This is a genomic window from Brevundimonas sp. (assembly GCF_041648115.1).
Taxonomy (GTDB): Bacteria; Pseudomonadota; Alphaproteobacteria; order Caulobacterales; family Caulobacteraceae; genus Brevundimonas.
In genome coordinates, this window is the sequence record NZ_JBAZPR010000017.1 from 23,907 (window position 1) to 46,003 (window position 22,097).

The 22,097-nt window shown below is 65.9% G+C and carries 24 protein-coding genes; 13 read left to right on the forward strand and 11 right to left on the reverse strand.

Annotated features, from left to right (window positions below; genetic code table 11):
• The first annotated feature begins 22 nt into the window (after positions 1 to 22).
• From WC597_RS14910 to WC597_RS14940, 7 genes are all read left to right on the forward strand, one after another.
• Positions 23 to 1,252, forward strand: a complete 1,230-nt coding sequence (locus WC597_RS14910) for a putative DNA modification/repair radical SAM protein (RefSeq protein ID WP_372694519.1) — start codon at positions 23 to 25, stop codon at positions 1,250 to 1,252.
• Positions 1,252 to 2,814 carry a UdgX family uracil-DNA binding protein gene (locus WC597_RS14915; protein WP_372694521.1) on the forward strand — a complete coding sequence of 521 codons (1,563 nt, stop codon included), beginning with the start codon at positions 1,252 to 1,254 and terminating at the stop codon, positions 2,812 to 2,814. The genes WC597_RS14910 and WC597_RS14915 overlap by 1 nt, the downstream gene beginning before the upstream one ends.
• Before the next feature lie 230 nt (positions 2,815 to 3,044).
• The gene (locus tag WC597_RS14920; RefSeq protein WP_372694523.1) at positions 3,045 to 4,160 is read left to right on the forward strand and encodes an MlaE family ABC transporter permease; all 1,116 of its coding nucleotides are present in this window, start codon (positions 3,045 to 3,047) and stop codon (positions 4,158 to 4,160) included.
• Positions 4,157 to 4,945, forward strand: coding sequence for an ABC transporter ATP-binding protein (locus tag WC597_RS14925; RefSeq protein ID WP_372694525.1), 789 nt, complete (start codon positions 4,157 to 4,159; stop codon positions 4,943 to 4,945). Before WC597_RS14920 ends, WC597_RS14925 begins: the two co-directional genes overlap by 4 nt.
• Before the next feature lie 12 nt (positions 4,946 to 4,957).
• A complete protein-coding gene (locus WC597_RS14930) occupies positions 4,958 to 5,896 on the forward strand; it encodes an MlaD family protein (protein WP_372694527.1) in 939 nt (312 codons plus the stop codon).
• Entirely contained in the window at positions 5,893 to 6,546 is a 654-nt protein-coding gene (locus tag WC597_RS14935; protein ID WP_372694529.1) for an ABC-type transport auxiliary lipoprotein family protein, read from the forward strand. Before WC597_RS14930 ends, WC597_RS14935 begins: the two co-directional genes overlap by 4 nt.
• An 84-nt stretch (positions 6,547 to 6,630) precedes the next feature.
• Entirely contained in the window at positions 6,631 to 7,512 is an 882-nt protein-coding gene (locus tag WC597_RS14940) for a hypothetical protein (RefSeq protein WP_372694531.1), read from the forward strand.
• A 53-nt stretch (positions 7,513 to 7,565) separates the two neighbouring features.
• Here WC597_RS14940 and uvrA read toward each other — a convergent pair whose 3' ends face one another.
• Complete coding sequence (gene uvrA / locus WC597_RS14945) at positions 7,566 to 10,511, reverse strand: excinuclease ABC subunit UvrA (protein WP_372694533.1); 2,946 nt, start codon at positions 10,509 to 10,511, stop codon at positions 7,566 to 7,568.
• A 51-nt stretch (positions 10,512 to 10,562) separates the two neighbouring features.
• Here uvrA and WC597_RS14950 point away from each other — a divergent pair, with 51 nt between their 5' ends.
• Together WC597_RS14950 and WC597_RS14955 are read left to right on the forward strand one after the other, a co-directional pair.
• Positions 10,563 to 10,928 (forward strand): hypothetical protein, encoded by a 366-nt coding sequence (locus WC597_RS14950; RefSeq protein WP_372694535.1) that lies wholly within the window; start codon positions 10,563 to 10,565, stop codon positions 10,926 to 10,928.
• Complete coding sequence (locus WC597_RS14955) at positions 10,925 to 11,212, forward strand: type II toxin-antitoxin system RelE/ParE family toxin (RefSeq protein WP_372694537.1); 288 nt, start codon at positions 10,925 to 10,927, stop codon at positions 11,210 to 11,212. The genes WC597_RS14950 and WC597_RS14955 overlap by 4 nt, the downstream gene beginning before the upstream one ends.
• 1 nt (position 11,213) lies before the next feature.
• Here WC597_RS14955 and WC597_RS14960 read toward each other — a convergent pair whose 3' ends face one another.
• Together WC597_RS14960 and WC597_RS14965 are read right to left on the reverse strand one after the other, a co-directional pair.
• Positions 11,214 to 11,708, reverse strand: a complete 495-nt coding sequence (locus WC597_RS14960) for a group III truncated hemoglobin (RefSeq protein WP_372694539.1) — start codon at positions 11,706 to 11,708, stop codon at positions 11,214 to 11,216.
• 24 nt (positions 11,709 to 11,732) lie between these two features.
• A complete protein-coding gene (locus WC597_RS14965; protein ID WP_372694541.1) occupies positions 11,733 to 12,167 on the reverse strand; it encodes a hypothetical protein in 435 nt (144 codons plus the stop codon).
• A 175-nt stretch (positions 12,168 to 12,342) separates the two neighbouring features.
• Between WC597_RS14965 and WC597_RS14970 the strand changes: the two genes are divergently transcribed.
• Positions 12,343 to 13,953 (forward strand): ABC-F family ATP-binding cassette domain-containing protein, encoded by a 1,611-nt coding sequence (locus tag WC597_RS14970; protein ID WP_372694543.1) that lies wholly within the window; start codon positions 12,343 to 12,345, stop codon positions 13,951 to 13,953.
• 214 nt (positions 13,954 to 14,167) lie between these two features.
• Here WC597_RS14970 and WC597_RS14975 read toward each other — a convergent pair whose 3' ends face one another.
• From WC597_RS14975 to WC597_RS14990, 4 genes are all read right to left on the reverse strand, one after another.
• Entirely contained in the window at positions 14,168 to 15,745 is a 1,578-nt protein-coding gene (locus WC597_RS14975) for an EAL domain-containing protein (RefSeq protein WP_372694545.1), read from the reverse strand.
• Between the two features lie 117 nt (positions 15,746 to 15,862).
• Positions 15,863 to 16,300 carry a flagellar basal-body protein FlbY gene (locus WC597_RS14980; protein WP_372694547.1) on the reverse strand — a complete coding sequence of 146 codons (438 nt, stop codon included), beginning with the start codon at positions 16,298 to 16,300 and terminating at the stop codon, positions 15,863 to 15,865.
• The gene (locus WC597_RS14985) at positions 16,297 to 16,599 is read right to left on the reverse strand and encodes a rod-binding protein (RefSeq protein ID WP_346495873.1); all 303 of its coding nucleotides are present in this window, start codon (positions 16,597 to 16,599) and stop codon (positions 16,297 to 16,299) included. The genes WC597_RS14980 and WC597_RS14985 overlap by 4 nt, the downstream gene beginning before the upstream one ends.
• 2 nt (positions 16,600 to 16,601) lie before the next feature.
• Positions 16,602 to 17,723 carry a flagellar basal body P-ring protein FlgI gene (locus tag WC597_RS14990; protein WP_372694549.1) on the reverse strand — a complete coding sequence of 374 codons (1,122 nt, stop codon included), beginning with the start codon at positions 17,721 to 17,723 and terminating at the stop codon, positions 16,602 to 16,604.
• A gap of 183 nt (positions 17,724 to 17,906) precedes the next feature.
• Here WC597_RS14990 and WC597_RS14995 point away from each other — a divergent pair, with 183 nt between their 5' ends.
• Together WC597_RS14995 and dksA are read left to right on the forward strand one after the other, a co-directional pair.
• On the forward strand, positions 17,907 to 18,332 hold the full coding sequence (locus WC597_RS14995; protein ID WP_372694551.1) for a flagellar assembly protein FliX: 426 nt from the start codon (positions 17,907 to 17,909) through the stop codon (positions 18,330 to 18,332).
• 179 nt (positions 18,333 to 18,511) lie between these two features.
• On the forward strand, positions 18,512 to 18,946 hold the full coding sequence (gene dksA, locus WC597_RS15000) for an RNA polymerase-binding protein DksA (RefSeq protein ID WP_346495876.1): 435 nt from the start codon (positions 18,512 to 18,514) through the stop codon (positions 18,944 to 18,946).
• Positions 18,947 to 18,958: 12 nt separating this feature from the next.
• On the opposite strand, the gene WC597_RS15005 is transcribed toward dksA, so the two are convergent.
• Entirely contained in the window at positions 18,959 to 19,351 is a 393-nt protein-coding gene (locus WC597_RS15005) for a type II toxin-antitoxin system VapC family toxin (protein WP_372694553.1), read from the reverse strand.
• A complete protein-coding gene (locus tag WC597_RS15010) occupies positions 19,348 to 19,611 on the reverse strand; it encodes a type II toxin-antitoxin system VapB family antitoxin (protein ID WP_372694555.1) in 264 nt (87 codons plus the stop codon). The genes WC597_RS15005 and WC597_RS15010 overlap by 4 nt, the downstream gene beginning before the upstream one ends.
• Positions 19,612 to 19,715: 104 nt before the next feature.
• Here WC597_RS15010 and gltX point away from each other — a divergent pair, with 104 nt between their 5' ends.
• Positions 19,716 to 21,050 carry a glutamate--tRNA ligase gene (gene gltX, locus WC597_RS15015; RefSeq protein WP_372694557.1) on the forward strand — a complete coding sequence of 445 codons (1,335 nt, stop codon included), beginning with the start codon at positions 19,716 to 19,718 and terminating at the stop codon, positions 21,048 to 21,050.
• A gap of 16 nt (positions 21,051 to 21,066) precedes the next feature.
• On the opposite strand, the gene WC597_RS15020 is transcribed toward gltX, so the two are convergent.
• Positions 21,067 to 21,360: a hypothetical protein gene (locus WC597_RS15020; protein WP_372694559.1), complete on the reverse strand. Its 294-nt coding sequence runs from the start codon at positions 21,358 to 21,360 to the stop codon at positions 21,067 to 21,069.
• Positions 21,361 to 21,465: 105 nt separating this feature from the next.
• Entirely contained in the window at positions 21,466 to 22,071 is a 606-nt protein-coding gene (locus tag WC597_RS15025) for a TIGR00730 family Rossman fold protein (protein ID WP_372694561.1), read from the reverse strand.
• Between the last annotated feature and the right edge of the window lie 26 nt (positions 22,072 to 22,097).

Here is a 22,097-nt window from a genome sequence, read left to right on the forward strand (position 1 = left end):
GTGCGAGAACGTATCATGAACAATGGCTCGTCTCGATCTGCGTCGAAAACTGTCCGTTCTCGCTGATGCTGCGAAATACGACGCCTCGTGTTCGTCATCTGGAACGTCGAAACGGAACTCGGTCGACGGCAAGGGGATTGGTTCGACCGAGGGAATGGGCATCTGCCACGCCTATACGCCGGACGGGCGGTGCATCAGCCTGCTGAAAATCCTGCTGACCAACTTCTGCATCTACGACTGCGCCTATTGCATCAATAGGGTGTCGTCGAACGTGGAGCGAGCGCGGTTCGATGTGGACGAGGTCGTCGACCTGACGCTGAACTTCTACAAGCGCAACTATATCGAGGGGCTGTTCCTGTCGTCGGGCATCATTCGATCCGGCGACTATACGATGGAACAGCTGGTCCTGGTGGCCAAGACCCTGCGCGAGGTTCACGATTTCCGCGGCTATATCCACCTGAAGCTGATCCCCGAGGCCGATCCCAAGCTGGTGGAGATGGCGGGTCTGTATGCCGACCGTCTGTCGGCCAATATCGAACTGCCGCGTGACGAGGCCCTGGCCCGACTGGCGCCCCAGAAGGACGTCGGCGTCATCAAGAAGGCGATGAGCCAGGTGCGGTTGGGCGTCGAGGCGGCCAAGCGCGACAAGATTAAACCGCCGAAGTTCGCGCCGGGCGGTCAGAGCACTCAGTTGATCATCGGCGCCGACGGCGCGCCGGACACCGAGATCCTGGACCGCAGCGCGTCGCTGTACGGCGGCTATGGCTTGCGGCGGGTCTATTATTCAGCGTTCAGCCCGATCCCGGATTCCAGCGCCATCCTGCCGTTGTCCAAGCCGCCGCTGATGCGCGAGCACCGCCTGTATCAGGCCGATTGGCTGATGCGGTTCTATGGGTTTTCAGCGCCCGAGATCGGCGAGGGGGCGACGGGCGGGATGCTGGACCTGGCGGTCGATCCCAAGCTGGCCTGGGCTTTGAACAAGCGCGAGCAGTTTCCGGTCGATGTGAACCGGGCTTCGCGCGAGATGCTGCTGCGGGTGCCGGGGCTAGGCGTGAAGGCGGTGGACCGGATCGTGTCGGTGCGGCGGTATCGGACCTTGCGGCTGGAGGATGTCGGGCGGCTGACGCGGTCGGTGGCCAAGATCAGACCTTTCATCACGGCCTTGGATTGGACGCCGGGCGGGTTGACGGATGCGGCCGACCTGAGGGCGCGGGTGACCAGCCGCACGCCCGAGCAATTGAGCCTGTTCTGATGGCGATCGCGACACTGGACGGGGAGACGGATTTTGACGCCTGGCGCAAGGCGGCGCGGATGTTTCGGCTGGCGGGGGTGGAGCCGGCGGCTGTGCGGTTTGCGGTGCGGGGCGAGCTGTCTGCTGTTCAAGGCGGGTTGTTCGATACACCCCATTCCGCTCATCCCCGCGAAAGCGGGGACCCAGTGCTGTCGCGGGGCACGATGTCTGGGATCGGCAGCGGGACATGCCCGGAGGGGGGAACGCCCAAAGATCTGGGTCCCCGCTTTCGCGGGGATGAGCGGAGGGAAATAGAGTTCACCGTTCCCGCCGCCTTCGTCGATCTGGCCAAGAACGTGATCCTGCACCGATCCGCCGACCGGTTCGACCTGATGTATCGACTGCTGTGGCGGCTGAGGAAGGAGCCCGACCTGATCAAGGTGATCTCCGACCGGGATGTCGCCGACGCGCTGGAGCGGGCCAAGAACGTCAGCCGGGCGTCGCACAAGATGAAGGCCTTCGTGCGCTTTCGTCAGGTTCACGACGACCGGGGGGAGGCCTGGATCGCGTGGTTCGAGCCGCCGCACCGGGTGCTGGAGAAGACCGCGCCCTTCTTCCAGCGGCGGTTTACGACCATGCGCTGGTCGATCCTGACGCCGGACGGTTCAGCCTTTTGGGACGGCGAGACGCTACGGTTCGGCCCGCCCGCGACGCGCGACATGGCGCCGGCCCAGGACGAGATCGAGGACTTCTGGAGGACCTACTACGCCTCGACCTTCAATCCCGCGCGCCTGAAGGTGAAGACCATGCAGGGCGAGATGGCCAAATCCTATTGGAAGAACCTGCCAGAGGCCGCCCTAATCCCCGAATTGATCGCCGCCTCGTCTTTTCGCACCGAGACCATGGTGGCCGCACCCGCGCCCGAACCCAATCCGCGCTTCGCGCGTCTGACGGCGCCGGACCTTCACGCAGCGCGGCCGGACGCCGAGGCCGTGCCTGACAGCCTGACAGATGTGGTAAACGGCGTTCAGGCCTGCCGCCGTTGCCCCCTGTATCGCGATGCGACCCAGGGCGTGTGCGGCGAAGGGCCAACGACGGCGCGGTTGATGATCGTCGGCGAACAGCCGGGCGATCAGGAGGATCTGGCCGGTCGCGCCTTCATCGGGCCGGCGGGGCAGGTGCTGGATGCGGCTCTGGCCGAGGCCGGCATCGACCGGTCCGATGTCTATGTCACCAACGCCGTCAAACACTTCAAGCACGAGCCGCGCGGCAAGCGCCGTCTGCACAAGACGCCGAATGCGGGCGAGGTGCAGGCCTGCCGTTGGTGGCTGGATGCGGAGCGGCGGTTGATCAAGCCCAGGGTGGTGCTGGCCCTGGGCGCGACGGCCGGCCTGGCGTTGTTGGGGCGCAAACCCGCCGTGATGCAGGAACGCGGCGCGCCGATCGCGCTGGAAGATGGATCGAGCGCCGTCCTGACCGTTCACCCCTCCTATCTGCTGCGTCTGCCGGATGAAGCGGCGAAAGCTCAGGCGCGGCGGCTGTTCATCGATGATCTGGTCGCGGTTCGACGTCGTATGGATTGATCCGAGAACGAATCCCGTTCGGCCGCGTTTGGCATCAGCGCCAGCGTGACAGTTGGGAAAAAACGAATGGGGGAGGCGGTCTCGACACGGTCGAACGACAAACATCCGCGCGAATGTCATCGCGCGTTGACATCGTCTGCCGGCTTGACCATTAGCGCGGTAGGGATTTCGGCTGTCTTGAGAGGCGGCCTGGGGAAGATCGCGATGTCCGACCGGTCGTTCGAGGCCCGATGAACCAGCCGCAGTATGAAATCGTCGATGCGGACGGCGCGGCGAAGCTGCGCCTGTCCGGCGACTGGACGACGACGGCTCTCGGCCGTCTGCCAACCGAGCTGAGCCGCGATCTGGAAGGGCGCGAGATCGCCAGCATCGACACCGCCGACCTGGGCCGGTTCGATACGGCCGGCGCCCTGGCCCTGGTGCAGGCCTCCAGCGGCCGTCTTTCCAAAAGCCAGTGGAAGGATCGTCCCGAGGCGGGCCGCATCTATCACATGATCGAACTGCTGGAGCGCGAGAGCGCCCCGGCCCCGAAACAGCCCAGCGCCTTCATCCGCACCTTCGCCAAGATCGGCCGGGGCGTCTATGATTTCGGCGCCGAGGCCATGCTGTCGCTGGCCTTCCTGGGGCGGTTGATGGCCGCCGTGGTCGAGGCCGCCAAACATCCCGGCGGCATTCGTTGGCCCGCCTGGGTCAGCCAGGCCGAGCGCGCCGGTCTGGACGCCATCCCCATCGTCATGATCACCAACTTCTTCATCGGGGCTGTGGTCGCCTTCATCGGCGTGGACCTGCTGACCGACTTCGGCGCCCAGGTCTTTGCGGTGCAGCTGATCGGCGTGGCCATGTTCCGCGAGTTCGCGGTGGTGATCGCCTCGGTCCTGCTGGCCGGGCGTTCGGCGTCGGCATTCGCGGCCGAGATCGGGTCCATGCGGATGAACCAGGAAGTCGACGCCATGCAGGTCATGGGCGTCAATCCGTTCCAGGCCCTGGTCATCCCGCGCGTGGCGTCTCTGGTATTGATGCTGCCGCTGCTGACCTTCATGGGCATGATCGGCGGTCTGATGGGCGGTCTGGTGGTGTGCTGGACCTCGCTCAACCTCGGTCCCGCCTTCTTCTTCCAACGCCTGGTCGAGGACGGGACCATGGCCCAGCACATGATGGTTGGCCTGGTGAAGGCGCCAGTCTTCGCCCTGGTCATCGCCGCCATCGGCTGCCGTCAGGGCATGTCGGTCGCCGGCGACGTCGAGAGCTTGGGACGCCGTGTGACGGCCGCCGTGGTGCAGGCCATCTTCGCCATCATCCTGCTGGACGCTGTGTTCGCCCTGGTCTTCCTGGAGCTGAACATATGACCGACGCTTCCAATACCGAGGCGGAAAATCTGATCGAGGTGCGCGGCCTGCTGAGCCAGTTCGGCGACCGCACCATCCACGAGAACCTGGACCTCGACCTTGTGCGGGGCGAGGTCATGGGCGTGGTCGGCGGGTCCGGCGCGGGCAAGACCGTGCTGCTGAACACCATCATCGGCCTGAAAGAGCCCGAGGGCGGCTCGGTCAAGGTGCTGGGCTACGACCGCGCGACCCTGACCGACGATCAGTCGGCGGATATCGAGCGGCGCACCGGCATCCTGTTCCAGCAGGGCGCTCTGTTCTCGTCGCTGAGCGTGCTGGAGAATGTCGCCTCGCCCCTGGTCGAGCACACCAAATTACCCAAGGCCGTCATCTATGAGCTGGCAGAGTTGAAGATCGCCATGGTCGGTCTGAAGCCCGAGCACCATCACCTGAAGCCTGCCGAACTGTCGGGCGGGATGAAGAAGCGCGCCGGCCTGGCGCGGGCGCTGGCGCTGGATCCGGAACTGGTGTTCCTGGACGAACCAACGGCGGGGCTGGACCCCATCGGCGCGGCCGCCTTCGACGACCTGATCCGGCAACTGGCGGACGACCTGGGTCTGTCCGTCTTCATGATCACCCACGACCTCGATACGCTGTACGCCATCTGTGACAAGGTGGCGGTGCTGGCGGACAAGCGGGTCGTGGAAAAGGCCACGGTGCAGGAGCTGGAACGCTCCGACCATCCGTGGATCAAGGAATACTTCCTGGGGCCGCGCGGTCGCGCAGCCACCAAGACGGCGGCCTGAGGAGAGCCGACTATGGAAAGAGACGCACATTACGCCGCGGTCGGGATCGCCACCGTCTGCCTTCTGGCGGCGCTGGCCGTGTTCACCATCTGGCTGGCCCGGCTTCAGTTCAACAGCGACTACGACATGTACGACATCGTCTTCTACGGGCCGGTGAACGGCCTATCGGAGGGCGGCGAAGTGCATTTCAACGGCATCCGCGTCGGCGAAGTCACCGATTTGAACATCGACACCAAGCGTGGCGACCAGGTCATCGCCCGGGTGCGTGTGGACGGCACCACGCCGGTTCGCGTGACCTCGCGCGCCCAGCTGGAGCCGCAGGGCATCACGGGCCTGAACTACATCCAGATCACCGCCGGTTCGCCCAACAGCGCCCTGCTGAAGGACCAGTATCCCGACAATGTCGTGCCGGTGCTGCAAAGCCAGCCGTCGCCCATCGCCGAACTGCTCAGCGGTTCGGGCACGGTGCTGGCCCAGACGGTGGATGCCCTGAACCGGATCAACCGCGTCATGTCCGACGACAATATCCGCAGCTTCTCGACCAGCGTGAAGAATGTGGAATCCCTGACGACCGAGCTTGAAGCCCGCAAGGCCATCTTCCAGCAACTGGAAGAGGCTGTGACCAACGCCAATGCCGCAGTGAAGGAATATCAGGCCCTCGCTGTGGACACGCGTCAGATCATCAATACGGACGGTCGCCAGGCCATCGCCAACATCAACTCGGCGACGGCGGAGGCCCGCACGGCCATCGCATCGGCCAACCGGTCGATCAGCGGGCTGGAGCGTCCGCTGGGCGATTTCACCACCAACAGCCTGCCGCAACTGAGCGGCACGATCGAAGAGTTGCAGGACGCCACCCGTTCGCTGCAGTCCCTGATCGACGATGTCCGCGCCAGCCCGCGCGACTTCATCGGTCGTCCCCAATCCAAAGAGCTGGAGGTGCAGCCGTGATCCTTCGTCCTGTCCTTCGAATGGCGGCAGCCGCAGCAGTCCTGACGGCCCTGAGCGGGTGCGCCCTGCTGTCGAACCCCGACCCGGTGCAGAACTATCGGTTCGGCCTGCCGGTCGAGGCGCCGTCGGCCGTGGGCGACACGCCCGCGCCATTGACGGTCTCGATCCGCCGCATCGAGTTTCCGCAGGCGACCGGCGATGACCGCATCCTGGGCGTCACAGGTCTGGAGACGGCCTACATCGGCGGCGCGCGCTGGGTGTCGCCGGCCTCGACCCTGTTCGACGACAGCCTGAAGGCCGCCTTCGCCAACCGGGCCGACCGGATCCGCGTCCTGGGCCGTCGCGAAGCCGGCACGCCGCCCCTGGTGTTGCAGGTGACGGTCACGGCGTTCGAGGCGCGTTACGCCGCGCCGGGCGCCGCGCCGGACGTTGTGGTGACGGCGCGCGCGCAACTGCGCTCCACGCCTGAACGGCGGGCGGGGACGACCGGCGCCATTCGCCCGGAGGAGGGGCGTTCGGTCGAACGGGTCTTCACGGTGATCCAGCCAGCCGGCGACAATCGCGTGTCGGCCATCGTGGCGGCGTTCGATACGGCCACGCGCGATATCAATACCCAAATCGCCGACTGGACCATCAGCTCCGCCAACTGACGGCCGGTCGGCCTTCATCCCAGGGCCGCAGGACGCGGGCCTGCGGATGCGCTAGGCTGGCTCCGAATCTGACCCGGAGTTGTCATGAGTTTTTCCGCCACCGACGCCGCCTTCGAAGGCTTTCGGGTCGTTCGCCGTCATCCGGTCGTGGCCCTGGCCTGGGGCCTGGTCTATCTGCTGATGTATGTCGTCATGTTCGGCCTGGGCGCCGACAAATGGGCGGCCCTGATGGCGGCGGGCGAGGCGTTGGAACAGTCGGCCAATCCGTCGATGGCGGACTTCCAGGCCCTGGGTCAGGTCTATGCCGGCGCGCTGGCCTGGGCGGCGCCGGCCGGGCTGTTGATCGGCACGGTGTTGAGCGCCGCCGTCGCACGATCGGTCCTGCGTCCTGAAGAGTCGCGCTGGGGCTATGTCCGCGTGGGCATGGACGAGGTGCGCGTGCTTGTCGTCAGCCTGCTGGTCAGCATCATCGTGGGTCTCGCCTCTGGCGTGGGCATGGCCTTGGTGGGCGCCGCCATCGGCTTCGGTTCGGCATCGGGTCAGCCCCTGATGATCCTGGCGGGCGTGCTGCTGGTCTTCGCCGTCTTCGCCCTGATCGTCTGGCTGGCGATCAAGTTCAGCCTGGCCGTGCCGATGACCGTGGATCGCCGCAAGATCACGCTGTTCGAATCCTTCGGCGCCACCAAGGGCCATTTCTGGGCGCTGCTGGGCATGGCCGTCATCGCGGTCATCATGTACCTGATCGTCAGCATCCTGGGCATGATCATCGGCGCGGCGACCGACCTGATGACCGGCGGGATTCAGACCCTGGCCCGCTACGACGGCGTGGGAACGATGCAGATCCTGGCCCAGGCCTGGCCGGCCCTTCTGCTATCCTCGGTCGTCAACGCCTTCCTGTCGGCCCTGCAGTTGGCCGTGCTCTACGCGCCCTTCTCGGCGGCCTGGGCGGCATTGAAGCCGCGCTGAGCAACTTCCCCTCCATCGCCGTCGAGTCCCGGCGGCGATGGAGACAAAGGCGGCTAGGCGGAAGCCTTCGCCCGCTTCTTCTTGGCCGGTTCGCCGACCGATCCGCCCAAAGCCGCGACCCGCGCCTTGCGGCGGGTCTCGTGCCGATCAAGCACCTCCTTGAGGTATTTCCCGGTCCAGCTGGCGTCATTGTCCGCCACCTGTTCGGGCGTGCCGACTGCGACGATCTCGCCGCCGCCGTCGCCGCCCTCGGGGCCGAAGTCGAGCAGATAGTCGGCCACCTTGATGACATCGAGATTGTGCTCGATCACCACGATGGTGTTGCCCGCCTCGACCAGCTCCTGCAGCACCTCAAGCAGCTTGCGGGTGTCCTCGAAATGCAGGCCGGTCGTCGGCTCGTCGAGGATGTAGAGGGTCCGGCCGGTGGCCCGTTTCGATAGTTCCTTGGACAGCTTGACCCGCTGGGCCTCGCCGCCCGACAGGGTGGTCGCCGGCTGGCCCACCTTGACGTAGCCCAGCCCGACCCGCTCCAGCGTCAGCATCTTGTCGCGGATCGGCGGTACGGCCTTGAAGAAGGTCGCCGCTTCCTCGACCGTCATATCCAACACGTCCGAGATGGACTTGCCCTTGAAGACGATCTCCAGCGTCTCTCGGTTATAGCGTTTGCCCTTGCAGACGTCACAGGTGACATAGACGTCGGGCAGGAAGTGCATCTCGATCTTGATGACGCCGTCGCCCTGACAGGCCTCGCAGCGGCCGCCCTTGACGTTGAAGCTGAACCGGCCGGGGCCATAGCCGCGAGCCTTGGATTCCGGCAGGCCCGCATACCAGTCGCGGATCGGGCCAAAGGCGCCGGTATAGGTCGCCGGGTTCGAGCGCGGGGTGCGGCCGATGGGCGACTGGTCGATGTCGATGACCTTGTCGAAATGCTCCAACCCCTCGATTCGGTCGAAGGGTGCGGGGGCTTCTGACGCATTGTTAAGGCGACGAGCGGCGGCCTTGTACAGGGTCTCGATGGTGAAGGTCGACTTGCCGCCGCCGGACACGCCGGTTATGCAGGTGAAGACCCCGACGGGGATCTCGCCCGTGACGCTCTTCAGATTGTTGCCGCTGGCGCCGCTGATCTTCAGCATCCGCTTGCGGTCGATCGGACGGCGACCGTCGGCGGGGATCTCGATCTCGCGCTCGCCCGTCAGATATTTGCCGGTCAGGGACTTGGGATTGGCCATGACCTGGGCCGGCGTGCCCTCGGCGCAGACCTCGCCGCCGTGGATGCCGGCGGCCGGGCCCATGTCGATGACATAGTCGGCGGTCAGAATGGCTTCCTCGTCATGCTCGACGACAAGGACCGAGTTGCCCAGGTCGCGCAGCCCTTTCAGGCTTTCCAACAGGCGGGTGTTGTCACGCTGGTGCAGGCCGATAGAGGGTTCGTCCAGCACATAAAGGACACCGGTCAGGCCTGAGCCGATTTGCGACGCCAAACGAATGCGCTGGCTCTCACCGCCCGACAGGGTGCCCGACGCGCGAGACAGCGACAGATAATCGAGGCCGACGTTATTGAGGAACCGCAGCCGGTCGCCGATCTCCTTCAGAATGCGCCGGCCGATCTCCATCTGCTTGTCGCTGAGCGCCTCGGGCAGGGCCTGGACCCAGTCATAGGCCTTCTTGATCGACAGGGTGGAGATGTCGGCGATGTCCTGGGCGCCCACCTTGACCGCCAGGGCTTCGGGCTTCAGCCGCTTGCCGTGGCAGGCGTCGCATGGGGTCTCGGACTGATAGCGGGCCAGTTCCTCGCGCACCCATGCGCTGTCGGTCTCGCGCCAGCGGCGTTCCAGGTTCGGCAGCACGCCCTCGAACGGCTTGGAGACCTCGTATTTGCGGGCGTTATCGTCGTAGGTGAATTTGATCTTCTCGGCGCCGGTTCCATACAGAATCGCCTTGTGCGCCTGAGCCGGAAGCTCGCGCCACGCCACGTCCATCGAGAAGCCGTAGTGGCGGCTGAGCGACTGCAGCGTCTGGGTGTAGAGCGGAGAGGGGCCGCGCGCCCAGGGGGCGACGGCGCCCTTGTGCAGTGTCTTGTCGCGATCCGGGATCACCAGGTCGGCGTCGAAGGCCAGCTTGACCCCAAGGCCGTCGCAGACCGGGCAGGCGCCGAAAGGATTGTTGAACGAAAACAGGCGCGGCTCGATCTCGCTGATCGTGAAGCCCGAGACGGGGCAGGCGAACCGCTCCGAGAACAGCAGGTTGCGCGGTGCGGTCTCGCCCTCGGCCGTGCTCGCCCATTCGGCGTTGGCGATGCCGTCGGCCAGGCCCAGGGCCGTCTGCAGACTGTCGGCGTAGCGGGCTTCCTGGTCAGGCTTGGTGACGATCCGGTCCACGACGATATCGATGTCGTGCTTGAACTTCTTGTCCAGCGTCGGGGCTTCGTCGATCGGATAGAATTGCCCGTCGATCTTCAGCCGCTGGAAGCCCTGACGCTGCCACTCGGCGATCTCCTTGCGATACTCGCCCTTGCGGCCGCGCACGACGGGGGCCAGCAGCAGAATGCGCTCACCGTCGGGCAGGGCCACCAGCTTGTCGACCATCTGGCTGACGGTCTGGCTCTCGATCGGAAGGCCGGTCGCGGGCGAATAGGGCACGCCGACCCGCGCCCACAGCAGGCGCATATAGTCGTGGATCTCGGTCACCGTGCCGACGGTCGAGCGCGGGTTCTTGGACGTCGTCTTCTGTTCGATGGAGATGGCCGGCGACAGGCCCTCGATCAGGTCCACGTCCGGCTTGCCCATCAGCTCCAGGAACTGGCGCGCATAGGCCGACAGGCTCTCGACATAGCGACGCTGGCCTTCGGCATAGATGGTGTCGAACGCCAGGGACGACTTGCCCGAGCCCGAAAGCCCGGTCATCACCACCAACTGTTCGCGCGGAATATCGAGGTCCACACCCTTGAGATTATGCTCGCGGGCGCCGCGAACGCGAATGAAGTTGTGCTTTTCGGTCATGCTGTCCGGGAACGCGGAGGAGGCCGGTCGGGTCCGGCGCGACATCGCTATATGGGGATGAATCGCAGGATTGAAGCAAGAACATTGTGGGAACATTGCGGCGGTCCGCAGGCTGGGTTACCGTGCGGCATGGCCGATGGTTTCGACATCCATCTGAACGAAGATCAGGCGCGGCGGCTTAAGGCTGCGGCCGAAGCTGCAGGCGTTGAGCCGACGGCCTATGCGCTCCAAGCTTTGGAAGGCGTGATCGGCAATATCAGCATCGCAGGCGTCAGCGAATATCCGGCGGCTTGGGTCGCGGAGGACGCCGAACGCTGGGCGGAATATGAGCGGACGGGGGAGACAATTCCGCTTGAGGACGCGCTGGCCGCCTTTGATGCCGCTTTGGACGAGAAGCTGCGCGCGAAGGCGAGATGAAGTTTGCCGTCGTCGTGCTTCCGTCTGCGGAACGGGATTTACTGCGACTGACCTCTTTCCTGGCTGAAGCGGCGCCTTCGGCCGTAGAGCGAATGCGGGCGGTGTTGAAGGCAGCGCTACGGTCGCTGTCCGATATGCCGGACAGGGGGCAGAAGATCGACGATAGGGACCGGCGACTTAAGGCGCCGTTCGGCGAAGGCGCCTATGTCATCATCTATCGGGTCGAGGTGCGGCGGGTAGTCGTCTCGCATATCTTCCACTCTCGTGAAAATTGGCGGGCCTGACCTATTCCGGCGACCAAGCCTTTGTCGGCCGGACGAACCGCTCGCCCTTGGTTAGGATGACGCCGCTGGCGGTGGCGACGCCCAGTTCCAGGCTTTCGGCGATGCGGCGGGCGCGTTCGATGAAGTGATTGGCGGCGACGGGCGGGCACAGGGCGCGGGCGGTCTCGACGAAGAGCTCCAGCCAGCGGTCGAAATGGCGGGCGTCGATGGGCAGGGGCAGGTGTTTGGGCATGGGCCGGCCCTGATAGACGCCGGTGGACAGGGCGACCGACGACCAGAACAGCTTCATCTGCGCCAGATGCGGCGCCCAGTCGGTGATGCGGGCCGCGAAGATCGGGCCGATCAGGGCGTCGTCGCGGACGCGGGCGTAGAAGGCTTCGACCAGGGCGTCGATCATGGTCTCGTCAATGCCGGTCTCGTCACGCAGACGCTGGACTGCGGCATCACGACGCTCGGCGGCGCCGGCTGGATCTTCGATGCGGAAGCGGCTTTGCATCGTCGCCGTTTACCCGGCGAAATCCTATTGGTCGAGGAAGTCGCCGGCGTTGAAGGTCAGGACGCAGATCGCGTCGTCGCCGGTCGCGTCGGTCGAGCAATAGTCGACGCTGAACAGGTTGGCTTCGGCCTTGGCGGTGGACCGGAAGGTGCGGCCGTCGCGCTGGAAGGCCGAGCTGATCTTGTCGCTCCACGGCGCGAGCGCAGCGGCGAAGGCGGTCGCGGGTGCGCCAGTGCATGTGAACACCAGCAGTTCAGCGCCTTCGCCATTGTCCGTGCGGCGATAGGCGCCCGCTGCGGCAGCTTGTTCCAGACAGGCGGCGTAAAGATGGGCGTTTCGAGTCGGCTCCTGAGTCGGAACGGCGGTATAGTTCGGGGGCGCAGGCGGCGTGTCCGGGACGCTGGCGCAAGCGGCCGACGCCATGGCGGAAACGAGCGAGAGGCAGACTAGAGGCTTCATCGAGGCCTCCTGACGGTCAAGCTTCTCACGCGGCCGTGTTCGACACCAGACTTGCGCATTGCAGGATTACAACCCATCCTCCTTGTTCTGACGCGTTTTGCAGAAGGTTTGACGATCATGATCATCGCATTGGCCACCGGTTCCGCCCTGTCCGCCATGCTGCTCGTGATCCTCAATGTCAACCAGCCAAAGCCGAAACGCGTCCCCGTCCGCACGCGCGACACTCGACAAGGTCGCCGCCAGGACGCCTGACGGCGTAACCCTATTCGATAATCTGAGCCTGACGTTCGGCGCCGAGCGCACGGGCGTCGTCGGCCGCAACGGCGCGGGCAAGAGCACGCTGCTGTGCCTGATCTCGGGCGCTGCGACGCCGGCCGAGGGCGCGGTGGCGCGCGCCGGGTCGGTGGGTGTGCTGGATCAGCGCTACGACCCTGAGCCGAACGAGACGGCGGCGCAGACTTTAGGCGTGGCGCAGGATCTGGCCATCATTGCGCGGGTGCTGGACGGCGAGGGGACGGCCGACGATCTGGCCGAGGCCGACTGGACGCTGGAGGTGCGGCTGGGCGAGGCTCTGGCCGCCGTGGGTCTGTCGGAGGTGGCGCTGGATCGGCTGACCGTCAGTCTGAGCGGGGGCGAGCAGACACGTCTGAGGCTGGCGGGCCTGATGCTGGCGCGGCCGGATCTGATCCTGCTGGACGAGCCGACCAATCATCTGGACGTGGAGGCGCGGGCGCTGGTCGCCGAGGTGATCGGGCGCTGGGACGGCGGGGCCGTGGTGGTCAGCCATGACCGCAACCTGCTGCGTCGGATGGACCGGATCGTGGAGGTGTCAGGCTTGGGCGTGGCGATCTACGGCGGCGGCTATGACCTGTATGTCGCGCGAAAGGCGGCCGAGCGGGAGGCGGCGGAGCGAGGGCTGGCCGAGGCCGAGCGCGATGTTGCGCGGGCGGGCGCCGAGGCGCAGAGGCGAACCGAAACCAAGGCGAAGCGCGACGCGGCAGGGCGGCGCAAGGCGGCCAAGGGCGATCTGCCGAAAATCCTGCTGGGCGCACGGGCCGAGCGGGCCGAAAACAGCGGCGGGCGTGACCGGCTGCTGGCCACGCGACAGGCCGAGGCGGCGCAAGGTGCGCTGGCGGCGGCGCAGGAGCGGGTTGAACGGACGCGGGCGATGGCCATCCCCATGCCGACGACGGGATTGGCGGGCGGGCGAACGGTGCTGACGCTGGATCAGGCGTCGTGGGCGACGCCTGAGGGGCGGACCGTGGTCGGGCCGATCGACCTGAGACTTGTCGGGCCTGAGCGGGTCGCAGTCACCGGGGCGAACGGGGCGGGCAAGACGACCTTGTTGCGGCTGATCACAGGCGATCTGGAACCCACGGCCGGGTTCGTCGAGCGGCCGGTGCGGGCGGTCCTGCTGGATCAGGAGGCGGCTATTCTCAGGCCGGACGAGACGCTGGTCGAGGCGTGGCGGCGGCTGAACCCGCAAGGGAGCGTCAACGACGCCCAGGCGGCGCTGGCGCGGTTCCTGTTTCGCAATACGGCGGCCCAGCGCCGGGTCGGCGACCTGTCAGGCGGGGAACGGCTGAGGGCGGCCCTGGCCTGCGTCATGACCGGCACGACGCCGCCGCAACTGCTGGTGCTGGACGAGCCGACGAACCATCTGGATCTGGACGCCATCGCGGCCGTGGAGGCGGCGCTGACCGCCTATGACGGGGCGCTGATCGTCGTCAGCCACGACGCAGACTTCCTGGCCGCGTTGGAGATCACGCGCACCTTAGCCCTGTGATCCGACTTGGACTCCAAGTCAGAAAAAACAGTCCAACGAGTCTAACGAGTCCAACTTCTGGATGGATTTGAGTTTTCAAAGACCGAACGGATCATCATCGCACGGCTTGACCCCAAGACAGGTCGATTGTCGATGGTCGAAGTCAAGTCTCTGATCCGTCTAGGCTTTGCTGACAGAAATGGGATGGCTAGGCCACGGATGTCGCCTCCAGCCGTCAGCCCCAGGCTTCGACGGCGCCCTTGCGACGGACCATCGAGGGGCTGGTGAGCTGTGTGCGCGGTTCGGCCTCGGCGCGGCCGAACAACCAGCCTTGGCCATATTCGACGCCTGCGGCCTTCAGCTCGGCGGCGACCCCGTCGGTCTCGATCATCTCGGCGATGGTTTCCAGCTTCATCGAGCGGCACAGTTCGACGATGCTGTGCAGCATGGCCTTGGACCGTTCGTCCGTCTGGATGTCGCGCACGATGGCGCCGTCGATCTTGACCGCATCGACCGAGAGTTTGCGCAGATAGTCGAAGGCGGCGGCGCCCGCGCCGAAGTCGTCGATACAGACCTTGATCCCCGCTTCGCGCAGGGCGGCCAGGCGACGGTCGGCGGCCTCGATGTCGGCGAGGGCGGACGTTTCGGTGACTTCGACCATCAGACGCCGGCGTTCCTCGGGCGCGCCGGCGGTCATGCGCAGAAGCTGTTCGACATAGGTGTCGTCGCCCAGTGAGGCGCCGGAGACGTTGATGGCCATCTTCAGCAGGCCGGCGCCCGACTGACGCATCCGCTTCAGCACCTTTTCCGCCACGGCGAGATCGAAGGACTCGATCAGATCCAGCTCCTCGGCCATGCGGATGGCGTCTGCCGGGCCGGTATTTCCGTTGAAGCGGGTCAGGGCCTCGAAATGGTGGACGGCGCGGGAGTCGAGGTGGACGATGGGCTGATAGTGGACCTGGAACTCGCGCGACTTGACCAGGCTGCGGAAGGTCTCGGCGTCGCGGAAGGTGCGCTTCAGCGAGTCCGCGAAGGCGATCTGCGGATTGATCAGGCCATCGCCCTTGAGGCAGCCCTCGATGGCGAACCGCATGGCGCGCAGGACGCACAGCGAGTCCGATCCGGGCGGCACCGGCGAACTGAAGGCTTCGGCGCCGAGCGAAAGGCCTTCGGCGCGGCCGGCCTCAATGATCTCTGCGGCGATGTCGCGGCGGTCGTTGGCGGGACGCAGCAAGGCGAAACGCACGCCGGTCAGCTGGGCCGCGCCCGAACCGTCGATGGCCGCTGATTGCAAGGTCGCCTCGATGCGGCGGTTCAGACGGTCGGCGGCGTCGCCGCTGACGTTCTCCAGGCCGCGAATGTCCAGGAAGGACAGGGCGAGGTCCGTGTTGGCCTCCAGCACCCGCCCGGCGTCGGCCAGGAATTCTTCCGCCTCCAGCAGAGGGCGGGTTTCAAGATCTTCGAGCGCGAAGGCCGGGCCTTCATAGGAGATGGCGCAGGATACGGCCGGCGCCATCTGCGGCAGGACGAAGGCCCGGAACGTGGCGCGACGCACACGGTCGGGTCCTGCCGCCACGAGAATGGACGTAGAGGGAATGCGCACGCCGGACTTCATCTTGCCCAGGGCCGTCAGGGTGGATGCGCCATCGTGCAACAGATCGAGCAGCGGTCGGCCGGTCCAGGTCGCGCCGGCGTCCTCGCCCGCCGACGCTCCAGCGCCGATAGCGAAGGAGACAACGCCTTTCGGGTCCACCTCCACCAGTGTGTCGGCGGATGCGAAGGCCAAGCCTAGCAGGCGGGTGGTCAGCGTCATGAAGGCATGCTGACACGCAGTCGCTTAAAAAATAGGCAATAATCCTTAGGCGCAGGCTCGAAACTCATTTGCAATATCGATGAAATCTTAGCGAGATTTCTCTGCAACCGCAGGGATTCAGGCCATCCGGTTGATGGCGACGGCGCGTCCGTCGCCCAGCGCCGCGCGGCCGTCGGCGGCATAGGCGGAGGCCGGCGTGCGAGCGGCGGTGACCTCCGCCGCGATGGCGCGGACCAGGCCCTCGGAAATCTGACGGGCGGCGTCGACGGCGCGACCGTGGCGGGTCAGCACGGCGTCGAAGTCGCGCGTGGCGTCGATCAGGGTCTTGCGATCTTCGAGCGGCGCTCCGCTCAGCAAGGCCGGGTTCGCCTTTACGTGGGCGGAATCGCGACGATAGAGATTGGCCATCTCCTGGGTCTCGGCCAGGCCCGAGGCCACGTCCTGGGGGCGGCCGTCGGCGAAGGCGAGGGTCTCGGCTTCCAGGCGTTCGGTCAGGCGCAGCGTCAGCGCGGTCAGTTGCCGCACACGCGCCTGTGCCAGTTCTGTGTCGCTCATTGCCGCCCCTCCTGCATCTTCAGCATTTCGGCCATGACGGTGTTGCTCAGGCCGATACCGCCAGCCTTGACCGTGTTCTTGGCCATTTCGTCCAGCATGAAGCTGCGCCAGGTCGCCTCGCCCTGGCCGCCGCCGAACAGGCCGTCGGTCGACAGGCCCTCGAACATCGGCTTCAGCATCTGCGAGATGAAGGTGGCCTCGAATGCTTTTGCGGTTTCCTCGATCTTGTCGCGGTTCGGCGCCGTGGGCGCGGCCGCAGCGGGACGCAGCAGATCGGGGGAGACGGTCAGGTCGCTCATGCTCACATCACCTCAATGTCGGCCTGGAGGGCGCCGGCGGCCTTGATGGCCTGAAGAATGCTGATCATGTCGCGCGGGCTGACGCCCAGGGCGTTCAGGCCGTTGACCAGGGTGGACAGGCTGGCCCCGCCGCCGACCATGCGCATCTGGGTGCCCAGGTCCTCTTCGACGCTGACCTGGGTGGAAGGGACGACGGCGGTCTGACCTCGACTGAAGGGAGCCGGCTGGCTGACGATCGGCTGTTCGTCCACCGAGATGGTCAGGTTGCCCTGGGCGATGGCGACCCGAGAGACGCGCACCGCGTCGCCCATGACGATCACGCCGTTGACCTCGTCGATGATGACTTTGGCGGGGGTGTCGACGCTGACGGCCAGGTTCTCGATCCGGCTGATGAAGCCCGCCATGCCCAGTTCGCCGGGCGCGCGCAGGGCGACGACCGTGCCGTTCTCGGCCAGGGCCGAACCGGGATAGGCGGCGTTGACGACGGCGGCGACACGCTGGGCCGTGGTGAAGTCGGGGTTGCGCAGGTTCAGGCGCACCTCGTTCATGTTCGCCATCTGGAAGCCGGTCTCGCGTTCGACCAGGGCGCCCGAGGCGATACGGCCGGCGGTCGGCACGCCGCGCGTCACCGACGAGCCCGAACCACCCGAGGCCGAGACGGCGCCGGTCTGGACCGAGCCCTGAGCCACCGCATAGACCTGACCGTCCGCGCCCTGAAGGCTGGTGACGACTAAGGAACCGCCCAGCAGGCTTTTCGCGTCGCACATGGAGGCGACCGAGACATCGATGCGCGAGCCGGGCGTGGCGAAGGCGGGCAGGTCGGCCGTGACCATGACGGCGGCCATGTTCTTGGTGTTGGCGTTGGCGCCGCGGATATTGACGCCCAGCCGCTCGGTCATGCCTTCCAGCGACTGGCGGGTGAAGGGGCAGTTGCGTAAGGAATCGCCCGTGCCGTTCAGCCCCATCACCATGCCGTAGCCGACCAGTTGGTTGCCGCGCACGCCCTCGACGGCGGCGATGTCCTTGATGCGGGACTGCGACTGGGCCAGCGCCGGACCGGCCGCAGCGGCGACGGCGAGCGTCCCGATGGCGGCGGCGGCAAGGCGGGCAAGCAGATTTTGCATCGGTCAGGCGTCCACGCAAGGTTACGCCTGCATCCTTGCGAGGATCGTGCCGAATAATTAACGATGTGAATTCAATGCAGGCGGGCTTTGCAGCGAAAGGGAAGCGGCAGGATTTGCCGGGGCGTTAACCAAACAGTCACCGCCGCCCGTCATGCATGAGGTCATGACGCGGAGCACCTACGCATGAAGGTTGTCGGCCCCAACGGCGTCAGCACGCCCGCGAGCACACGCGCGACGCGATCCGCCAGCGGCTTTTCGCTGGGCCAGGCGCCGGCTGCGGCGTCGCCTTCGGCGGCGACGGCCAGCGCTGCGACCGGCGGCGTTTCCGACGTGTCGGCTCTTATGGCCTTGCAAGGGATCGAAGGGCCGCTGGAGAAGCGTCGCCGGGCGATCCGACGGGGCGGGGGCCTGCTGGACCGCCTGGAAGAACTCAAGCTGGCGCTTCTGACCGGCGACGCCGATGAGACCTCGCTGGATCAACTGGCGCGCACCCTGCGCGAAGAGCGCACCGACGACGGCGACGAAGGGCTGAGCGCCCTGCTGGACCAGATCGACCTCAGGGCCTCGGTGGAGCTGGCGAAGGCCGAAATGCGCGATAAACGCGGGTGAAGCGGAAAAATCGCCTAATCTCAGAACGCTAAGCTTGGTCAGTGAGTGACATTTGTCACTGTAAGCCCTCGGATCGCCATAATCGGATCACGGATTCGAGAACCACATTGCCGCGACTCGACAGGCTGATTATACGGCCATCTGCGCCACAGGGGGGCGCGTTAGAGAGCGTGAGATCGATGAACGCTTTGGCGTCCGTTGTGTCCGACGAAACCGGCCCGTATCGGCCGTCTGACAGCGAGCCGTTCATGAACGAACGGCAACAAGCCTATTTCAAGAAGAAGCTGCTGGCTTGGAAGGACGACATCCTTCGCGAGTCCAAGGGCACGGTGGTCAATCTGAAGGCCGAGACCGAAAACCATCCCGATCTGGTGGATCGCGCGTCATCGGAATCCGATCGGGCCCTGGAACTGCGCACCCGTGATCGCCAGCGCAAGTTGATCTCCAAGATCGACGACGCCCTGCGCCGGATCGAGGACGGCTCCTACGGCTATTGCGAAGATACGGGCGAACCCATCAGCCTGGGCCGTCTGGAAGCCCGCCCGACGGCAACCCTGTCGGTCGAAGCCCAGGAACGCCACGAACGCCGCGAACGCGTTCACCGCGACGACTGACCTTCAGCCCGTTCAGGCGGGCAGGGCGGGGGTCAGATCGGTCTGTCTGAAGTCGTCGCCCTTGAACAACAAGGGGGCGTCGCTTTCCTTGGCCAAGGCGTAGGCGAAACAGTCGCCTAGGTTCAGTTTGGCGGGCGTTCGCTTACCGAAATCGATTTGTGCTTGCGCGGCCACTTTCGCCGTTGCGGCCGTCGCTGGCGCGACCTTTATCCCAAAGTTGGCAATCAGGGCGTCGAGGTCTGCAACGCCGTCGCCGCCACGCAAGCCGTGGATTCGCGTATGCGCTTCCCAATAACCGATGGGCGACAGCACCGCCTCTTCGGTCGCCAGGATGGTCAGTATCTTGAGCTTCTCCGGCTCGTCCAAAAGCACGGCCACCAATGCGGAAGCATCGACGACGATCATTTGGGCAGGCCGTCCTCGTCATAGAAGTCGTCGTCGGTCAGTAGCGGCCCCAGGATGGGAAGCGACTGGAAATGCGCGACGATGGCTTCCGCCGCCGCGATCTTTCGATCGATCTCCGCCTGTCTGGCCGTATTCGCCCGAGCTTCCCGATCGCGCGCCATCTCATCGACAAGGTCGGTAATGGACAGGCCTTCGCGTCGCGCAAGACTGCGCAGCCGCTCGGCGACATCTGGCTTTCTGATCTGCACGGGCGCGTTCATGATGGTGGTAACTTTATCATGACAACCCGCTCAATCCAACCCGCGCCTTGACTTCGCCGGGTTGCGGGGCGACCTAGCCGCCTCGCTTTCGAGGTCGTCTACCCATGTCCGTCAAGGTCCGTTTCGCCCCGTCGCCCACGGGTAAGCTGCACGTCGGCAATGTCCGCACCGCCCTGGTGAACTGGATGTTCGCCAAGGGGCAGGGCGGGTCGTTCGTGCTGCGGATCGACGATACCGACCTGGCGCGCTCCACGCCCGAGTTCGAACAGGGGATCGAAGACGATCTGACCTGGCTGGGGATGCTGTGGGACGAGCGTGACAACCAGTCCAAGCGGTTCGACCGCTATGAGGAGGCTGCCGCGCGTCTGAAGGCCTCGGGGCGGCTGTATCCGGCCTATGAGACGGCCGACGAACTGGACCGCCGCCGCAAGGTGCAGTTGTCGCGCGGCCTCCCGCCGATCTATGACCGCGCCGCCTTGGAACTGACGGATGAGCAGAAGGCCGCCTACGAGGCCGAGGGCCGTCGTCCGCACTGGCGCTTCAAGCTGGACGGCAAGCGCGTCGCCTGGGAAGACCTGGCGCGCGGTCATGCCGAGGTGGACACCGCCTCCATGTCTGACCCGGTGCTGATACGCGAGGATGGCCTGTTCCTCTACACCCTGCCGTCGGTGGTCGATGACATCGACATGGCCATCACCCACATCATCCGGGGCGAGGACCACGTCACCAACACCGGCGCGCAGATCGAAATCTTCGAGGCGCTGGGGGCGACGGTTCCGGGTTTCGCCCATATGCCGCTGCTGGTCGGGGCCGACGGCGCGGCACTGTCGAAACGTCTGGGCTCGCTGTCGATCAGCGACATGCGCGACCAGGGCTATGAGCCGATCGCCATCACCAGCCACCTGGGCCGGATCGGCACGTCCGATCCGCTGGAAGTCGGCGCCTCGGTCGAGGCCTTGGGTCAGAGCTTCGCCTTCTCCAAGATGGGTCGGTCGCCGGCGCGTTACGACACGGCGGATCTGGACCGGCTGAACGCCCAGGCCCTGCATGTCATGGACTATGCGACGGCTCAGCCGCGCCTTCAGGCGCTGGGCGCCGATCTGGGCGAGACCTTCTGGTCGGTGGTGCGCGGCAATCTGAACAAGTTCGCCGATGTCGTTGAAATGGCGAAAATCGTCCAGGGGCCGGTTCAGCCGGTGATCGAGGACGTCGCCTTCATCGAGACGGCGCTGCGTCTGCTGCCGGACGTAATCGACGAGAACGCCTGGTCGGCGTGGACCTCGGCCGTGAAGACCGAGACGGGCGCCAAGGGCAAGGCGCTGTTCATGCCGCTGCGTCTGGCGTTGACGGGGCAGCAGCATGGGCCGGACATGGCGGCCATGGCCCCGTTGATCGGTCGCGAGACCATCCAGCGCCGTCTGAGAGGCGAGGCGGCCTAAGCCGCCTCGACCCGGATCAGGCGTTGCAGACGGCCAGTTCGTCGGCGCTCAGTTCGACGCCCTTGTAGGAGAAGGCGGTCACGGCGCCGAACTTCTGAACAACACGACGGCAGGCGCGCGTGGCGGGCTGTTCCGTGCCGCCGGCGGCCGTGCAGGTCGCGCCTTCGCAGGACCAGCGTGCGCCGTCGATGATGGTGGCGCGGTCAGGGGCCTTGGCGGCGTCCGCGAGGGTCAGGCTGGTGGCGGCCGGCGTCTGGGCGACGGCCGGAGCGGCGGCGAACAGGGCTGCGGCGATGAGCAGGGCGCGCATGAAAAACTCTCCGAAATGAAGAACGGCGGCATGCCGCTGCGCCCCAATGTCAGTTTTCCATAAAAACTGTCAATACGTAGTCGCGCGAATATTAGCGACGATCACTTACCGCTGATCATGTTTCAACTGCGGCGCGTCGCCGCCGGCCTGAACCTGGGCCATAGCCTCTTCGACGGTCTCGGCGACGGTCCAGGCGTCGAGGAACGAAGGCGGGGTCATGCCTTCCTCGACGCTGTGCTTCATCAGGGCGAAGAAGCCGTTCCAGAAGCCGTTAAGGTTTAAAAAGACCACCGGCTTATGGTGCAGATCCAGCCGCTTCCACGACAGCAGTTCGACGACTTCTTCCAGGGTGCCGATACCGCCGGGCGCGACCACGAATGCGTCCGACTGATCGTACATCAGTTGTTTGCGCTCGTGCATCGAGGTGACGACGACGGTCTCGACCTCGTCGAACAGGCGCTCGCGGCTGCGCAGGAAGGCCGGCATGATGCCGACGACACGCCCGCCCGCTTCGTGCGCCCCGCGCGCCGAGGCGCCCATCAGGCCCACGCCGCCGCCGCCATAGACCAGCCGCCAGCCGGCCTCGGCCGACGCCTTGCCGAAGGCGTAGGCCGCCTCGGTGTAGGAAGGATCGGCGGTTTCGGAGGCGCCGCAGAACAGACAGACGGAGGAGCCGTCGAACGGCAGGAACGAAACGGGGGGCAGGGACATGAAGCCTCGAAGAAAACGAATACCCG